This window comes from Drancourtella massiliensis, assembly GCF_016900655.1.
Lineage (GTDB): Bacteria > Bacillota > Clostridia > Lachnospirales > Lachnospiraceae > Sellimonas > Sellimonas catena.
In genome coordinates, this window is sequence record NZ_JACJKH010000004.1 from 147,018 (window position 1) to 162,526 (window position 15,509).

General features: G+C 47.9%; 15 protein-coding genes and 1 pseudogene. 15 read left to right on the top strand and 1 reads right to left on the bottom strand.

Going from position 1 to position 15,509, the window contains the following annotated elements; all coding sequences use genetic code 11:
* Positions 1 to 49: 49 nt before the first annotated feature.
* From H6A32_RS16815 to H6A32_RS16825, 4 genes and pseudogenes are all read left to right on the top strand, one after another.
* Positions 50 to 898, top strand: a pseudogene (locus H6A32_RS16815) (energy-coupling factor transporter ATPase); the annotation flags it as partial.
* Between the two features lie 39 nt (positions 899 to 937).
* Complete coding sequence (locus tag H6A32_RS16820) at positions 938 to 1,825, top strand: energy-coupling factor transporter ATPase (protein ID WP_346342236.1); 888 nt, start codon at positions 938 to 940, stop codon at positions 1,823 to 1,825.
* The gene (locus H6A32_RS03605; protein ID WP_087168549.1) at positions 1,822 to 2,646 is read left to right on the top strand and encodes an energy-coupling factor transporter transmembrane component T family protein; all 825 of its coding nucleotides are present in this window, start codon (positions 1,822 to 1,824) and stop codon (positions 2,644 to 2,646) included. Before H6A32_RS16820 ends, H6A32_RS03605 begins: the two co-directional genes overlap by 4 nt.
* 179 nt (positions 2,647 to 2,825) lie before the next feature.
* Entirely contained in the window at positions 2,826 to 3,470 is a 645-nt protein-coding gene (locus H6A32_RS16825; RefSeq protein WP_204863783.1) for an MmcQ/YjbR family DNA-binding protein, read from the top strand.
* Between the two features lie 150 nt (positions 3,471 to 3,620).
* On the opposite strand, the gene H6A32_RS03615 is transcribed toward H6A32_RS16825, so the two are convergent.
* A complete protein-coding gene (locus H6A32_RS03615; RefSeq protein ID WP_087168548.1) occupies positions 3,621 to 4,766 on the bottom strand; it encodes a DUF4317 domain-containing protein in 1,146 nt (381 codons plus the stop codon).
* 118 nt (positions 4,767 to 4,884) lie between these two features.
* Between H6A32_RS03615 and truA the strand changes: the two genes are divergently transcribed.
* The 11 genes from truA to H6A32_RS03670 all read left to right on the top strand — a co-directional run bounded on the left by truA (position 4,885) and on the right by H6A32_RS03670 (position 15,445).
* Positions 4,885 to 5,664, top strand: coding sequence for a tRNA pseudouridine(38-40) synthase TruA (truA, locus tag H6A32_RS03620; protein ID WP_191427173.1), 780 nt, complete (start codon positions 4,885 to 4,887; stop codon positions 5,662 to 5,664).
* Between the two features lie 108 nt (positions 5,665 to 5,772).
* Positions 5,773 to 6,939, top strand: coding sequence for an aminotransferase class V-fold PLP-dependent enzyme (locus H6A32_RS03625; RefSeq protein ID WP_204863784.1), 1,167 nt, complete (start codon positions 5,773 to 5,775; stop codon positions 6,937 to 6,939).
* Between the two features lie 160 nt (positions 6,940 to 7,099).
* The gene (locus H6A32_RS03630; protein ID WP_204863785.1) at positions 7,100 to 8,374 is read left to right on the top strand and encodes a double-cubane-cluster-containing anaerobic reductase; all 1,275 of its coding nucleotides are present in this window, start codon (positions 7,100 to 7,102) and stop codon (positions 8,372 to 8,374) included.
* A gap of 17 nt (positions 8,375 to 8,391) precedes the next feature.
* Positions 8,392 to 8,646: a DUF3343 domain-containing protein gene (locus H6A32_RS03635; RefSeq protein WP_087168545.1), complete on the top strand. Its 255-nt coding sequence runs from the start codon at positions 8,392 to 8,394 to the stop codon at positions 8,644 to 8,646.
* Between the two features lie 55 nt (positions 8,647 to 8,701).
* The gene (locus H6A32_RS03640; RefSeq protein WP_087168544.1) at positions 8,702 to 9,469 is read left to right on the top strand and encodes an acyl-CoA dehydratase activase; all 768 of its coding nucleotides are present in this window, start codon (positions 8,702 to 8,704) and stop codon (positions 9,467 to 9,469) included.
* Between the two features lie 73 nt (positions 9,470 to 9,542).
* Positions 9,543 to 9,977 carry an RrF2 family transcriptional regulator gene (locus H6A32_RS03645; protein WP_118635445.1) on the top strand — a complete coding sequence of 145 codons (435 nt, stop codon included), beginning with the start codon at positions 9,543 to 9,545 and terminating at the stop codon, positions 9,975 to 9,977.
* Between the two features lie 303 nt (positions 9,978 to 10,280).
* A complete protein-coding gene (gene cysK / locus H6A32_RS03650) occupies positions 10,281 to 11,210 on the top strand; it encodes a cysteine synthase A (RefSeq protein ID WP_204863786.1) in 930 nt (309 codons plus the stop codon).
* 54 nt (positions 11,211 to 11,264) lie between these two features.
* Positions 11,265 to 12,575, top strand: coding sequence for an O-acetylhomoserine aminocarboxypropyltransferase/cysteine synthase family protein (locus H6A32_RS03655; protein ID WP_204863787.1), 1,311 nt, complete (start codon positions 11,265 to 11,267; stop codon positions 12,573 to 12,575).
* A gap of 204 nt (positions 12,576 to 12,779) precedes the next feature.
* On the top strand, positions 12,780 to 13,904 hold the full coding sequence (locus tag H6A32_RS03660) for a carbohydrate kinase family protein (protein ID WP_191437051.1): 1,125 nt from the start codon (positions 12,780 to 12,782) through the stop codon (positions 13,902 to 13,904).
* Between the two features lie 13 nt (positions 13,905 to 13,917).
* Positions 13,918 to 14,751, top strand: a complete 834-nt coding sequence (locus H6A32_RS03665) for a class II fructose-bisphosphate aldolase (RefSeq protein WP_087168539.1) — start codon at positions 13,918 to 13,920, stop codon at positions 14,749 to 14,751.
* 13 nt (positions 14,752 to 14,764) lie between these two features.
* A complete protein-coding gene (locus H6A32_RS03670; RefSeq protein ID WP_204863788.1) occupies positions 14,765 to 15,445 on the top strand; it encodes a D-lyxose/D-mannose family sugar isomerase in 681 nt (226 codons plus the stop codon).
* The last annotated feature ends 64 nt before the right edge of the window (positions 15,446 to 15,509 follow it).

Below are 15,509 nucleotides of genomic sequence, written 5' to 3' on the forward strand. Positions count from 1 at the left end.
CACTATACGAAATATGGTGAAAAATGAAGAAGTAAGAGGTTGACTGCAGATGAGTATGGTAAAAACCGACAAGCTTGTATTTGAATATGAGAAACGAGACGAGGAAGGAAATGTCATCGGGAAGCAGCGGGCCATTGATGAGGTAGATCTGGAGATTGAAAAGGGGCAGTTTATTGCCATTTTGGGACACAATGGTTCCGGAAAATCCACGTTTGCAAAGCATATCAATGCGCTTTTAATTCCGGGAGGCGGCACGATGTGGGTCGGCGGCCGGGATACCAAAGATGAGGATGAGCTGTGGAACATCCGCCAGAGTGCGGGGATGGTGTTCCAGAATCCGGACAATCAGATCATTGCCACGGTGGTGGAAGAGGATGTTGGATTCGGCCCGGAGAATCTGGGGGTGCCGTCAAAGGAGATCTGGAAAAGAGTAGAGGATGCTCTGGAAAAAGTAGGTATGCTGGAATATCGTTACAGTTCGCCGAACAAGCTTTCCGGCGGACAGAAGCAGCGGGTGGCAATTGCAGGTGTGGTTGCCATGCGGCCGGAGTGTATTGTGCTGGATGAGCCGACGGCGATGCTGGATCCGAATGGCCGGAAGGAAGTGATCCGGACGGTCCGGGATCTGCAGCGGCAGGAGAAGGTGACGGTCATTTTGATCACCCATTATATGGAAGAGGTGACGGATGCCGACTATATTTATGTAATGGATAAAGGGAAAGTCGTCATGCAGGGAAATCCAACGCAGATCTTCTCGCAGGTGGATCTGTTAAAGCATTACCGCCTGGATGTGCCGCAGGCGACAGCAGTGGCGGATGCGCTGATTAAAAAAGGATTTCCGGTTTCCGCGGGAACGCTGACGAGACAGAAGCTTTGTCAGGAGGTTTGTGTCCTTGCAAAGGAGAGAGGAGTTCTTCAGAATTCCCTGCCGCCGGAAGTGGTCAAAGATCACGCGCGTACCCGACCGGACGGGGAGCCGATTTTAAGTCTTCGCGGGCTGAATTATGTCTACAGTCCGGGAACTGCCTACGAAAAGCAGGCCATGAAGGATGTCAATCTGGATATCTGGCAGGGCGAATTTATTGGCATCATCGGACATACCGGATCAGGGAAATCTACACTGATCCAGCATCTGGACGGTCTGATCCGTGCTACCGGCGGAGAATTGTATTTTGACGGTGAAAATATTTATAAAGAGGGTTACTCTATGAAAGCTCTCCGGCAGCAGGTGGGACTGGTGTTCCAGTATCCGGAGCATCAGCTCTTTGAAGCGGATGTATTAAGCGATGTCTGCTTCGGCCCGAAAAATCAGGGGCTTTCCGAGGAGGAATGTAAGAAGAGAGCAAAAGAGGCACTGGAGATGGTTGGTTTTCCAGAGTCTTTATACAATGCATCTCCGTTCGATCTTTCCGGAGGACAAAAGAGAAGGGCGGCCATTGCAGGTGTCCTTGCCATGCGCCCGAAGGTGCTGGTACTGGACGAGCCGACAGCAGGACTGGACCCGAAAGGACGGGATGACATTCTGGATCAGATTGCACTGCTCCAGAAGACCACCCATATGACAGTAATTCTGGTTTCCCACAGTATGGAGGACGTTGCCAAATATGTGGACCGGATCATTGTCATGAATCACGGAGAAAAGATTTTTGATGACACACCGAAACAGGTTTTCCTACATTATAAACGGCTGGAGGAAGTGGGACTTGCCGCACCGGAAGTGACATATCTTATGCACGAACTGCGTGAAGCAGGCGTCCCGGTTTCCACAGATATCACCCTTGTGGAGGAAGCAGCCGATGAAATAGAAAGGGTATTAAAACAATGATACGAGATATTACAATAGGCCAGTATTATCCGGCGAAGAGCCCTGTTCATAAACTGGACCCGCGTGTAAAGATTGTCAGTACACTGTTGTATCTGATTTCGCTATTTTTATTCCGGAGCATTCCGGGCTATCTGATTGCCACGATCTTTCTCTTTGGATGCATCAAATTGTCCAAAGTTCCGGTAAAATATATTCTCAAAGGATTGAAGCCGATCTTCATTCTTCTGCTGATTACGATTCTCTTCAATCTGTTTTTGACAACCGGTGGCAGAACTCTGGTTCACATCTGGATGTTCCGGGTGACGGAAGAAGGGCTTCGGACAGCAGTTTACATGGCAATCCGTCTGATTTATCTGATCATGGGCGCATCTTTGATGACGTTCACGACAACGCCGACGGCACTGACCGATGCCATCGAAAGTCTCTTGCGTCCGCTGAACCATCTGCATGTGCCGGTACATGAAATCGCAATGATGATGTCCATTGCACTTCGGTTTATTCCGATTCTTCTGGAGGAGACGGACAAGATTATGAAAGCCCAGATCGCAAGGGGAGCGGATCTGGATAGCGGAAATATTATCCAGAAGGCCAAGGCCATGATTCCGATTCTCGTGCCGCTGTTCGTCTCGGCGTTCCGGAGAGCCAATGACCTTGCCATGGCAATGGAGTCCAGGTGCTATCGTGGCGGCGAAGGAAGAACAAAGATGAAGCCGCTTGTCTACAGCAGCCAGGATATCCGCGCGTATGTGATCGTAATCGTATACATGGTCGTTGCGGTGGGAGCAGGAAGATTTCTTCCGTTTCATATCTGGATTTTTTAATGGAAAAGAAAGCACTCTCAGTGGGAGGGTGCAAAACAAGAATAAAACTTATATATCAGAAAAAGAATCTTTTTACCGGCAAAACGGTAAAACAGATTCTTTTTTTGATACAATGGAAACATGATAGACAGGTGTCATGTTTTGTGTGCTATAGTCAAGGAAAAAGAGGAGGAGACAAGATGAGATATGAGTGGATGGATGCGTACTTGTTAAAAAAGCGGGGCGTGACGAAAGATTATCAGCCGGTCTGGAACTGGATCCGATACCATGTGGGCGGAAAAATGTTTGCAGCCATCTGTCTGGATCAGGAGAAGCGCCCTTATTATATTAATCTGAAACTGGAACCGGTGAAGGGTGAGATTTTCCGCGGCCAGTACGAAGACATTCTGCCGGGATACTATTCTGACAAAATCAACTGGAACTCGATCCGCACGGACGGGGAGGTGCCGGATGACCTGATGAAAGACATGCTGGATGAATCGTACCGCCTGGTACTGGAAGGATTCAGCCGGAAACGGCAGCGGGAAATTCTGGGTATCACCTGTTGTGGTGCAGACTGCCATGCGTGCAGCTGTTATGGCTCCATCTGCCGGGGATGCAATGAGCTTTCCGGAAAAGTATTCCACGCTCCGAAGGGAAAGGCCTGCCCGATTTACCGGTGCGCCGTTTACAAAAAGTACCGTACCAGCTGTGCCGGATGTGAGGATCTGCCGTGTGAAATCTGGAGGACAACAAAGGATCCGGAATTGGATGAGGCGGAATTTGAAGCTGATATCCGTCAGAGGATGGAGAATCTGAAAAGAGCATACGAAGATGGCATTTGATTATAAGAAAGAATGCAAAAAATTCTACCTTCCGACAGACGATCAGGAAAGCAGAAGAACGCTTAAACCAGTAAAAAGGCGCCGGTCCTGCCAAGGCAGAAGGGAATTTCTGACCTCAGCAGAACTGGCACCTTTGTTATGTATGTGTCTTTATTCGGAAATAGATCCGGACGGTCGGTTGGAAACCGGAATGCCGTTGACTTCCACACTGTCACTGAGCTGAATGACAAGGTATGGGATGCCGTCAATCAATTTTGTTTCCACTAGATCAGTCCGGTCCGGATTTACCTTGATGACCACATCCGGAGTCTTGACCTCGAAGGTTCGGGTGTTGGCCACGTTGGACGCCAGAAGAGACGGCGTGTCCCCGGCAGCAGCATCAAATTCCCGGTCAAACTGTTCCAGATTTTCCTCCCTGGCGCCGCTTCGCTCCAGAAGTTTCTTCACATCCGTCTTGTCCAGACGCAGCGGCTCCGGCTCATCTTTATGCTCTTCAATCATTTCTGTCAGATTCTCATGAAGTGTCTTGACCGTGTCAAAATTGCAGGAATCCCCAAGGGTATCACTGACCAGATACTGGAAGGTGGATTTCTGATCCCCTGCAGGCATCGGCACATGACAGCCAAGGACATTGTCAATCAGATCATCCTGAAATTCTTTTGCGTTTTTCGAATAATACAGAAGACTGTGGATGTCCGTGGAGCGGTCGTTAAAGGCCGGGAACAAAAATCCGATATCCGGCATTTCCACGATCCAGTCACGGATCCGGTCCTCAATATGATTGGTCTCCGAATTATAGCAGAGCCCTGCCTTGGAAAGCTTCACCGGGCAGATGCTGCAAAGGAGAAATTCATATACTTCGTCTGAAGCATCAAACATTTCTTCCCCGTCGGAAGATTTTCCAGGCACATCGTAGTTTGCATGAATCAGAATAATATAATAATTTTCCCCATAGTTATAAAAATCGATAATTTTCTGGTAAAACTCATCCAGAAGCGAATCGTCCTGAAGCTTACTGTCCCGAAGTCTCAGAAGAAACTCCTGGGTGCCGCCGGAAGTTTCCTGCTCCAGCGGGAACTCCATATCCATCAGATTTTTCCCGATTCCTCCGGAAAGCGTCTTCTTAAACAGATCAAAATATTTAAACATTTCCTCCTCCGGGAGAGAAAGGAACGCATCTTTTGATTTCGTCTTTATCGTCTTTTCCCCGTCTACATAACAGCCACAGATCCGCGTAATGGCACAGTTGGCAGGAGAAAACTGCTTTTTAATTTCTGCGATTTCTTTTTTATTCATGTTCGTTCACCTCGCAGATTATCTTATCATGGATGAAGAAAATGTACAAGAAAAAGGCAGATTCTTTGGCCGCGGTGTGTTAAAATGAAGAAAGCAAACAGACGAAGGGGATCAGAACGTGAAACGAATCAAACTGACCGTCGCATACGACGGCACCAACTACTGCGGCTGGCAGGTACAGCCAAACGGAATCACAATTGAAGAAGTACTGAATAAAAAACTCAGCAAACTTACCGGAGAAGATATTCACATCATCGGAGCAAGCAGAACCGACTCCGGCGTCCACGCCCTTGGAAATGTGGCAGTTTTTGATACAACAAGTACAATTCCACCGGAACGGTTTGCCTATGCCATCAACCAGAGACTGCCCGAGGACATTGTAGTCACACAGTCCGAGGAAGTTCCTATGGATTGGCACCCAAGGTATCAGGACTGCATAAAATACTACGAATACCACATTCTCAACAGATCACTCCCGGATCCGCTGAAACGCCTGACCACAAGCCACGTCTCCTTCCCGCTGGATGAGGCCAAAATGCAGGAGGCGGCCAATTACCTCATCGGTACACACGATTTCAAAAGCTTCTGCAATATCCGCACAAACACGGACGACACCGTACGCACCATTTACAGTCTCGACGTTGTCCGGGACGGAGAAGAAATCACCATCTACATCAGCGGAAACGGCTTCCTCTACAACATGGTACGCATCATCGCCGGCACACTCATCCGCGTCGGCCGGGGATTCTATCAGCCAGAACAAGTCAAAGAAATCCTCGAAACAAAAGAACGAACTGAAGCCGGCGTCACCGCACCACCACAAGGCCTCAGACTTGCAAAAATACAATATTCATCGGGGACGTGTTCCGATTCAAAGGTACACGACGTAAATGAGTAAAAAATGGCCTTCAGCCCAGTAAAATCAAGGGCTGGAGCCAATTGTCAGATAATTTTCACTGGGGACGTGTTCCGGTGCATCGGAACACGTCCCCGGAAAGGAGGAGCGATGGAGAAGATCTATTTTGATAATGGGAGTACGTCGTTTCCGAAGGCGCCGGGTGTGGCCCGTGCGATGGCGGAGTTTCTGGAGCGGGGTGCGTTTAATATTAATCGTGGCGGCTACGAGGGGGCTTATGAGCTGGCGGGCCGGGTGCTGGATACGCGTGAGATGCTTGCGAAGCTGTTTCATGCGGAAAGTTCCAGACAGGTGATTTTTACCCCGGGAATCACATGGTCTTTGAACATGTTTTTAAATGGATTTTTGAGGGAGGGGGATCATGTGGTGGTCTCCGGCATGGAGCATAATGGTGTGATGCGTCCGCTGGAACAGCTGAGGAAGACGAAGGGAATTTCTTATGATGTGGCAAGGACGTCGTCAGAGGGCGAGGTGACAGCTGAGGCCGTGGAGGAGAAGATCGGTCCGAAGACAAGGCTGGTGCTTGTGCTGCATGCTTCCAATGTGTGCGGAACGGTGCTTCCGATTGAAGAGATCGGGGAGGTCTGCAAACGGCATGATGTCTTTTTTGCGGTGGATACGGCTCAGAGTGCGGGGGCACTTTCCATTGACATGCAGAAGGCAAACATCGATTTTCTGGGATTTACCGGGCATAAGGGGCTCAAAGGCCCGCAGGGGATCGGCGGCTTTTTGATTTCGCCGGAGCTGGATGCCTGTGTCCGGCCGGTGATTCTCGGCGGAACGGGAAGTCATTCGGATCTGCTGTCCCAGCCGGAAGAACTGCCGGATAAGTACGAGAGCGGAACGATGAATCTTCCGGGAATCATCGGGCTCCATGCGGCTCTTTCCTATCTGGAAGAAACGGGAATCGATGTGATCCGCAGGAAAAAGGAACAGCTGACCGCCCGGTTTCTGGATGGAGTCAGAGAGATCCCGGGTGTGCGTGTGATCGGAAAGCAGACGATGGAGCACCGGACGGCGGTGGTCTCTCTTGATTTTCCAGAAATGGATAATGCGATCGCGGCATTTCTTCTGGAACAGGAGTACGGGATTATGACGCGGGTCGGCCTGCACTGTGCGCCGCTGGCCCATCAGAGTCTTGGAACTTTTCCAAAAGGAACGGTGCGGTTTTCGTTCAGTGAGGAAAATACGGAAGAAGAAATTTCCAGAGGAATCGAAGCGGTCAAGCGGATTACTGAAAATAGAGATTATCTATAAACAATTATAATTATGTGAAAAAACGATAGCATAATCTGCCGGGCGAAATTGAAGCAGTTCCGGAAACATGTTACCCTTAACGTAAGAGAATCATTGACAGACAAAAGGCGCGGCTTACCAGCAGCCGTGTTTTTGTTTCGTGACAAAGGAGGAAAAAGAAATGGCAGATTATCATCAGATGTGGAAAGATCTTGGAATGGACGTAGAGACCCACGATCAGCTCTGCGAAGTGCTTCCGCAGGCGTTTGGAGATGTGTATCTTTCTCAGGAAAACAGACCGGAAGGAATGGATTATTATAATTTTGTTGTTGCGGAGATTCACGGTGTTCGTCCGGCAGAGCTCATTGAGCATCAGAAAAAGGGCGGAAAAGTATTTGGAACGTTTTGTGTCTATGTGCCGGATGAAATTGTGTTTGCGGCAGACGCAATTGCAACGGGACTGTGCGGTGGTTCCCAGTTCTGGGTTCCGGGCGGTGAGAAGGTGCTGCCGACCAATACCTGCCCGCTGATCAAGGCCTCTGTAGGGGCTAGACTGGATAGAACCTGTCCGTTCTTCCGGATTGCGGACATGTATGTCGGTGAGACGACCTGCGACGGAAAGAAGAAAGCATGGGAAATTCTGGCGGAAGATGTGCCGGTCCATGTCATGGATCTTCCGCAGATGAAGCGGGAAAAGGACATCAAAGCATGGGCAGATGAGATCCGTATTTTCCGGGGCGTAGTTGAAGAGATGACAGGCAATCAGGTGACGGCAGAATCTCTGCACAATGCCATTGTTCTGATCAATAATAAGAGACGGGCACTTTCCAGACTGTATGATTTAAGAAAAAATGAAAAACTTCCGATCAGCGGAAAGGATGCCCTTTTGATTTCCCAGATTGCATTCTATGATGATCCGACCCGGTTTACCGAGATGACAAACAAGCTTTGCGATGAGCTGGATCAGAGAGTCAAAGACGGCGTCAGCGTATTCCTGGAAGGAACAAAGAGAATCATGCTGACAGGTACTCCGCTTGCGATTCCGAACTGGAAGCTTCACAACCTGATAGAAACAAGCGGCGGTGCGGTAGTCTGTGAAGAAATGTGTACAGGTACCCGGTACTTTGAACGTCTTGTGGACGAAGCAGAGGGAACGGTGGATGAGCAGATCGACCATCTGGCAGAGCGGTATATGGGCATCAACTGTGCATGCTTTACACCGAACTCCGCACGAATCGACGATATTATCCGTCTTGCAAAAGAATACAAGGTAGACGGAATTATTGACGTGAACCTGAAATTCTGCAGCCTGTATGACTGTGAAGGCTACCATGTAGAAAAAGCGCTGAAAGAGGCAGGTATCCCGGTACTTGGCATTGAAACGGATTATACGGACAGTGACGCGCAGCAGCTTCGTACCAGAATCAGCGCATTTATTGAAATGTTAAACAGCTAAAGAAAGCTGGTGCAGGAATGATTTCATATTATGTGCTTTTTCCCAATCACGATAATGGGATGCGGCTTTACCGGGAAATGAAAGAAAACGGCCTGAAATGTACGATTGCTCCGACTCCGCGCGAGGCGAGCAAGTGCTGCGGCATTTCACTTCTTGTAAAAAAAGAAGATCTGGATCAGATCAGGCAGATTGTGAAAGAAAAACAGATTGAAATTCTTCAGATTGCAGAAATCAAAAAGGATATCGATCCCAACAGGGACCGGTATTGCTGAAAAACAGGCGGGGACGCAAATAAGCGTCCCCAAATCATGGTGGAGGGAATGAAACATGAATTACGTAGGAATCGACATCGGATCAACCGCTTCCAAGGTTGTGGTAAGAGGGGATGCAAATGCGCATTTCGTACTTCCGACCGGATGGAGCAGTAAGGAGACGACGAAGAAGATAAAAGAACATTTAAAAGAGCTGGGAGCAGACGTGGAAAACGACGACACCCGCGTTGTTGCTACCGGATACGGCCGTGTGGCTGTGGATTTTGCAGATCATGTGATCACAGAGATCACATGCCATGCAAGAGGAGGACGGGAACTGGCACACGGAGACTGTGCAGTCATTGACGTGGGCGGACAGGATACGAAAGTCATCATGGTGGAACATGGCATGGTTGTGGACTTCCTGATGAATGACAAATGTTCAGCAGGAACCGGAAAATTCCTGGAGATTATGGCTAACCGTCTGGGCGTGACCATCGACGAACTGTTTGAGATGGCTGCAGCAGGGGAGGTCCTCCCGATCAGTTCCCTGTGCACGGTATTCGCTGAATCCGAGGTCATTAACTACATTGGTGAAGGGCAGAAACGGGAAAATATCGCTGCCGGAGTCGTAGATTCGGTGGCTGCAAAAGTAGCCCAGCTGGCACAGAGAAAGGACCTTCCTGATCACATCATCCTGACCGGAGGACTGAGCCACAGCATCTATTTCACAGATATTCTCAGTAAAAAAATCGGCAAAAAAGTAGAACCGACGGAAAATGGACGCTACGCAGGCGCACTCGGCGCATCTTATCTGGCGGAAGAAAAAAAGAAAAGAGTATAAAGATCACGGGTCTGTACTTGACGAATTCCCTCGGCAACAGGTATGATAACAGAGAAGATTGGGAGGGAATTGCATGAAAATTTCAACAAAAGGAAGATATGCACTCAGGCTGATGCTGGATCTGGCTCTCCATGATCAGGAAAAACCAATCCGGCTCAAAGACGTAGCCGCACGGCAGGGAATTTCTGTCAAATATCTGGAAAGCATTGCAGGGGTACTCGCAAAAGCAGGGTACATCCGAAGCCTTCGGGGAGCACAGGGCGGCTATTTTCTCAAATACAGTGCAGAACAATATAAAGTCGGCGACATCCTGAGACTGACAGAAGGAAGCATGGCACCGGTAGACTGCCTCGAAACAGAAGAAAACCACTGCCCGCGCGCAGAAACGTGCACCACACTCCGCCTCTGGAAAGAACTCGACACCGCAGTCAAAAGCGTAATCGATCACTACACACTCGCCGATCTCGTAACATGGGAAAAACAAAAAGGAAACGAATACATTATTTAACAGAAAAAAAGACCACGATGGCGGAAAAAAGCAAATAAATAATAAATTAAATAAAGATCAATAAGAATTAAAACGAACTAATAAGTGATAATCAGAAGTAGTAAGTACTAATAAGAACGGGTAAAAGAAAGAGGACATTTGTCCTCTTTTTCTTTTACCCGTTCCAATAGAAAACAACAAAAACCCCTTGACAAAGAGAAACAGATACCATATAATTCCTATAAAATTTATAGGAAATCAACTCATTGGGGACAGGTTCCGGTGCATCGGAACACGTCCCCGAAATAGAAAGAAGGGATTTAGATGGCTGTTTTTAGTAGTGTTTTGGATATGGTTGGTGGTACTCCGCTTCTTGAGGCGAAGAATCTTGAGAGGGAGCTTGGTCTGAAGGCGAAGATCCTGATGAAGCTTGAGTATTTGAATCCGGCTGGAAGTGTGAAGGATCGGATTGCGAGGGCGATGATTCTGGATGCCAGAGAGAAGGGGCTTTTGAAGGAGGGGGCTACGTTGATTGAGCCGACTTCTGGAAATACGGGGATTGGTCTTGCTTCGATGGCGGCGTCGCTTGGATATCGTTTGATTTTGACAATGCCGGAGACAATGAGTGTTGAGCGGAGAAATATCCTGAAGGCGTACGGGGCTGAGATTGTTTTGACAGATGGTGCCCGTGGAATGACAGGGGCAATTGAGAAAGCAAAGGAGCTTGCGCAGGAGATTCCGGACAGTTTTATTCCGGGGCAGTTTGAGAATCCGGTGAATCCGAAGGCGCATATTGAGATGACAGGGCCTGAGATCTGGGAGGATACGCAAGGACAGGTTGATATTTTTGTAGCAGGTGTTGGAACAGGCGGAACCATCACAGGCGTGGGTACCTATCTGAAAGAGAAAAATCCGAATGTGAAGATTGTGGCGATGGAGCCTTCGGATTCGCCGGTGCTTTCCGGAGGAAAGCCGGGCCCGCACAAACTGCAGGGGATCGGCGCGGGATTCGTCCCGGAGACGCTGGATACGGAAATTTATGATGAGATTCTTACCATCGGTTCAGAGGAAGCATTTTCCGGTGCGCGCCAGATTGCGCAGAAGGAAGGTGTTCTGGTGGGAATTTCCTCCGGTGCGGCTTTTGCGGCGGCAGTGAAGCTTGCGAAACGGCCGGAAAATGAAGGAAAGACGATTGTTGTCCTGCTTCCGGATTCAGGAGACCGGTACTACTCCACTCCGTTGTTTACCGCATAGAGAATCCGAATAACAGGCCAGAAAATAAAAAAGCAGCGAAAGGAAAGACAGAGTATGGAAAAAAATTTGACAAGAGACAAAAGAAACCTGAAATTTGAAACATTGCAGCTTCATGTTGGACAGGAGCAGGCGGATCCGGCTACAGACGCAAGGGCAGTGCCGATTTACCAGACAACCTCCTACGTGTTTCATGACTGCCGGGATGCAGAGGATCGTTTCAGCCTGAAAGCAGAAGGAAATATTTACGGCCGTCTGACCAATCCGACCCAGGCAGTGTTTGAGCAGAGAATGGCTGCTCTGGAAGGCGGTTCGGCAGCGCTTGCGGTTGCATCCGGTGCGGCAGCGATCTGCTATACGTTTCAGGGCCTTGCCGGACAGGGGGATCACATCGTGGCGGCAAAAAATATTTACGGCGGAACATACAATCTGCTGGCCCATACTCTGCCGGAATATGGAATCACAACGACATTTGTAGATCCATTTCAAACAGGAGCGTTTGAAGATGCGATTCAGGAAAATACAAAGGCCGTTTTTATTGAAACTCTGGGAAATCCAAACTCGGACATCACGGATATTAAGGCGGCGGCAGAGGCGGCTCATGCCCATGGGATTCCGCTTGTGATTGACAATACGTTCGGAACGCCGTATCTGATTCGGCCGATTGAACACGGAGCAGATATTGTAGTTCATTCGGCGACAAAATTTATCGGAGGCCACGGGACAAGCCTTGGCGGAATTATCGTGGAGAGCGGAGCATTTGACTGGGAAGCATCCGGAAAATTCCCGTCTCTGACAGAGCCAAACGCAAGTTATCATGGCGTGGTATTTTCCAAAGCCGCGCCGCAGTCGGCGTTTATCACAAAACTTCGTGCTATTGTTCTGCGTGATATGGGAGCAGCAATTTCTCCATTTAACGCCTTTTTACTGCTTCAGGGACTGGAAACCTTGTCTCTCCGTGTGGAACGTCATGTGGAGAATGCCCTGCAGGTTGTACGGTATCTGAATCAGCATCCGATGGTGGAATGTGTCCATCATCCTGCTGTGACGGAAGAGGAAGATCAGAAACAGTTGTATAAAGCCTACTTCCCGAAAGGCGGCGCTTCGATCTTCACTTTTGAAATCAAAGGCGGCGCAGAAGAAGCAAGGAAATTTATCGACAGCCTGGAAATTTTCTCCCTCCTTGCAAATGTGGCGGATGTGAAATCACTGGCAATCCATCCGGCTTCCACAACACATTCACAGCTGAATGAGGAAGAATTAAAAGAACAGGGTATCCGTCCGAATACCATCCGTCTTTCCATTGGAACGGAGCATATTGATGATATTATCGAAGATCTGGAGACGGCATTTGAGAGAATAAAATAGGAAAATAAGTATAGGAAGAGTTTTGGACAAGAAAGTTCGGAACTCTTCTTTTTGTATTCAAACAGCAGGATGAAAATTGTGAAAAATGTATATTACAAATGTCACAACTTGAATGATAATTGTAATAAGCTTACAAAAGCGAATTGACTTTTAGTATTCCAATGATATGATAAAGATAGTATTCAGACGGAAAAGGAGGGCTTTATGAAAAAGAAAAAAATCATGGTAGCAGGACATATTTCCCTCGATATTACTCCAGAATTCCACAATTCCGGAACACAAAAATTTTCGGAAATTCTAAGACAGGGGAAGCTTGTCAATGTGGGGCCTGCCCAGATGACATTGGGAGGTGCGGTTTCCAATACCGGACTTGCTTTGCAGAAGCTGGGGGCGGATGTGATTCTGACAGCAAAAATCGGGACAGATCTTTTCGGGGATATCATGATGAAAAAGCTGGAGGAGTACGGATGCCCGATGCATTTGATCCGGGATGAAGAGGGAGCCACTTCTTATACGATTGTGCTTGCTCCAAAAGGAAGCGACAGGGCATTTCTGCATGATCCAGGCAGTAATCACACGTTCTGTGCAGACGACTTGGACTGGGAGGAAGTAAAAAAGGTGGATTATTTTCACTTTGGGTATCCGACTTTGATGCGCCGGTTTTATGAAAATGATGGGGCAGGACTGGTAAAGCTGTATAAAGCGGTAAAGTCCGCAGGTCTTACTTCTTCTTTGGACCTCGCAGCTGTTGACCCGGAATCCGAATCGGGACAGTGTGACTGGGAAAGTATCTTAAAACAAGTGCTTCCATATGTGGACTTTTTCGTGCCGAGTATCGAAGAGCTTGCTTATATGGTGGATCGTGAAAAATATCAGGAATGGCAGGAAAGAGCAGAAGGCGAGGATATTGTATCGATTCTTTCTCTTAGCAAAGATGTCCGGCCTCTGGCTGAGAAAGTACTGTCCTATGGATGCGGTGCTGTCTTGTTAAAATGCGGTGCGGCAGGTATGTACTTAAAGACTTCGGGAAAAGAGAGAATGAGGAACGTGGATGCTGACTTGGAAGGCTGGGAAAATACAGAACTTTTTGAAGACAGCTTCGTCCCTGAACGGATTTTGTCCGGAACCGGAGCGGGCGACACCAGTATTGCGGCATTTCTGTATGCTGCCATGCAGGGATGTACACCAAAAGAAAGTGTTGAATACGCTGCGGCGACCGGTGCGTGCTGCGTATCAACATACGATACGATCAGCGGCTTAAAGTCTTTCGCGGAATTAAGGGAAAAGATACAAAATGGCTGGAAAAAGCAGAAGATTATGAAAGAATAGGAGGAAAATAACAATGATTGTATCCATGAAAACCGTCTTAGACATAGCGGATGCAGAAAATATGGCGATTGGGGCCTTCAATGTTACAGAACTGGAAGGAATCCAGGCAGTATTGGGGGCGGCAGAAGAGCTGGGACAACCGGTAATTCTTCAATTTGCTCCGGTACATGAAGAGTATATCTCTTTGAAAACGCTCGGACCGATTATGGTATTGATGGCTGACAAGGCAAAAGTACCGGTATGCGTTCATCTGGATCACTGCGACAATTTTGATATGATCCGGGAGGCGCTGGATATGGGATTTTCCTCTGTCATGTATGACGGATCCATGCTGCCGTATGAGAAAAACTGTGCATATACGAAAGCTGCAGTGGAAATCGCCCAAATGTACGGTGCGTCTGTGGAGGCTGAAATCGGCGCAATGAACAGTGAAGATGGAAAGGCACAGAATGACTGCTATACAGATCCGAAAGAGGCGGGAAATTTTGTCAAAGCGACTGGCATCGATGCGCTTGCATGTTCCTTCGGAACCGTCCACGGCTTATATACAGCGGAACCGAAGCTGGATTTTGACCGGATTGAGAAAATCCGGGAGACGATTGGAATTCCGATTGTCATGCACGGCGGAAGCGGAGTCAGCGATGAGGATTTCAGAAAATGCATTGACCGGGGTGTAAGAAAAATAAATTATTATACTTATCGCGCAAAAGCAGGCGGTGAATATGTAAAACAGAAATGCATGGAAACAGATGGACCGGTATTTTTCCATGATATCACATGCTGGGCAAGAGACTGCATGAAAGAGGATGTTCTTCATGCCATGCGTGTTTTTTCCGGATGCAAATAGGAGGGATAAAGAAATGAAACGTTCCGAAATTAATCAGGCATTAAAAAATATGGAAGAGATGATCAGAAAATGCGGTTTCCATCTTCCGCCATTCTGTGACTTTACACCGGATGAATGGAAAGAAAAAGGACATGAATATGATGAAATCCGTGATAATATGCTGGGATGGGATATCACAGACTATGGCCTTGGAAATTTCAAGAAGATCGGATTTTCTCTGATCACTCTCAGAAATGGAAATACGCATATGGATAAATATAAAAAAACATATGCGGAAAAGCTTCTTTATCTGGAAGAAGATCAGTCCGCAACGATGCATTTCCACTGGACAAAAATGGAAGACATCATAAACCGTGGAGGTGGAAATGTTCTGATCCGTGTTTATAATTCCAAAGAGGATGGATCTTTTGATGATACCGATGTTACCATCCATAGTGACGGAAGGGAATATACCGTTCCGGCGGGAACACAGATCAGGCTGACCCCGGGCAAAAGCATTACGGTATATCCGTATATGTACCATGACTTTGAAGTGGAGAAAGGAAGCGGGGCAGTTCTGTTAGGAGAAGTTTCCATGTGCAATGACGATAACACGGATAATCGTTTCTACGAGCCGATGGGAAGATTCCCGGAAATCGAAGAGGATGAAGCTCCTTACCGGCTGCTGTGCAATGAATATCCGCCGGCACCGTAAAAATACAGACAAATCAGCGCTGTGCAAAGCAGACAACCTGGAAAGATGTCTGACGCACAGCGCT

Coding starts and splice junctions, on each gene's coding strand:
- H6A32_RS03605 (WP_087168549.1), top strand. CDS start 1,822: ATGATACGAGATATTACAATAGGCCAGTATTATCCGGCGAAGAGCCCT.
- H6A32_RS16825 (WP_204863783.1), top strand. CDS start 2,826: ATGAGATATGAGTGGATGGATGCGTACTTGTTAAAAAAGCGGGGCGTG.
- H6A32_RS03615 (WP_087168548.1), bottom strand. CDS start 4,766: ATGAATAAAAAAGAAATCGCAGAAATTAAAAAGCAGTTTTCTCCTGCC.
- H6A32_RS03625 (WP_204863784.1), top strand. CDS start 5,773: ATGGAGAAGATCTATTTTGATAATGGGAGTACGTCGTTTCCGAAGGCG.
- H6A32_RS03630 (WP_204863785.1), top strand. CDS start 7,100: ATGGCAGATTATCATCAGATGTGGAAAGATCTTGGAATGGACGTAGAG.
- H6A32_RS03635 (WP_087168545.1), top strand. CDS start 8,392: ATGATTTCATATTATGTGCTTTTTCCCAATCACGATAATGGGATGCGG.
- H6A32_RS03640 (WP_087168544.1), top strand. CDS start 8,702: ATGAATTACGTAGGAATCGACATCGGATCAACCGCTTCCAAGGTTGTG.
- H6A32_RS03645 (WP_118635445.1), top strand. CDS start 9,543: ATGAAAATTTCAACAAAAGGAAGATATGCACTCAGGCTGATGCTGGAT.
- cysK (WP_204863786.1), top strand. CDS start 10,281: ATGGCTGTTTTTAGTAGTGTTTTGGATATGGTTGGTGGTACTCCGCTT.
- H6A32_RS03655 (WP_204863787.1), top strand. CDS start 11,265: ATGGAAAAAAATTTGACAAGAGACAAAAGAAACCTGAAATTTGAAACA.
- H6A32_RS03660 (WP_191437051.1), top strand. CDS start 12,780: ATGAAAAAGAAAAAAATCATGGTAGCAGGACATATTTCCCTCGATATT.
- H6A32_RS03665 (WP_087168539.1), top strand. CDS start 13,918: ATGATTGTATCCATGAAAACCGTCTTAGACATAGCGGATGCAGAAAAT.
- H6A32_RS03670 (WP_204863788.1), top strand. CDS start 14,765: ATGAAACGTTCCGAAATTAATCAGGCATTAAAAAATATGGAAGAGATG.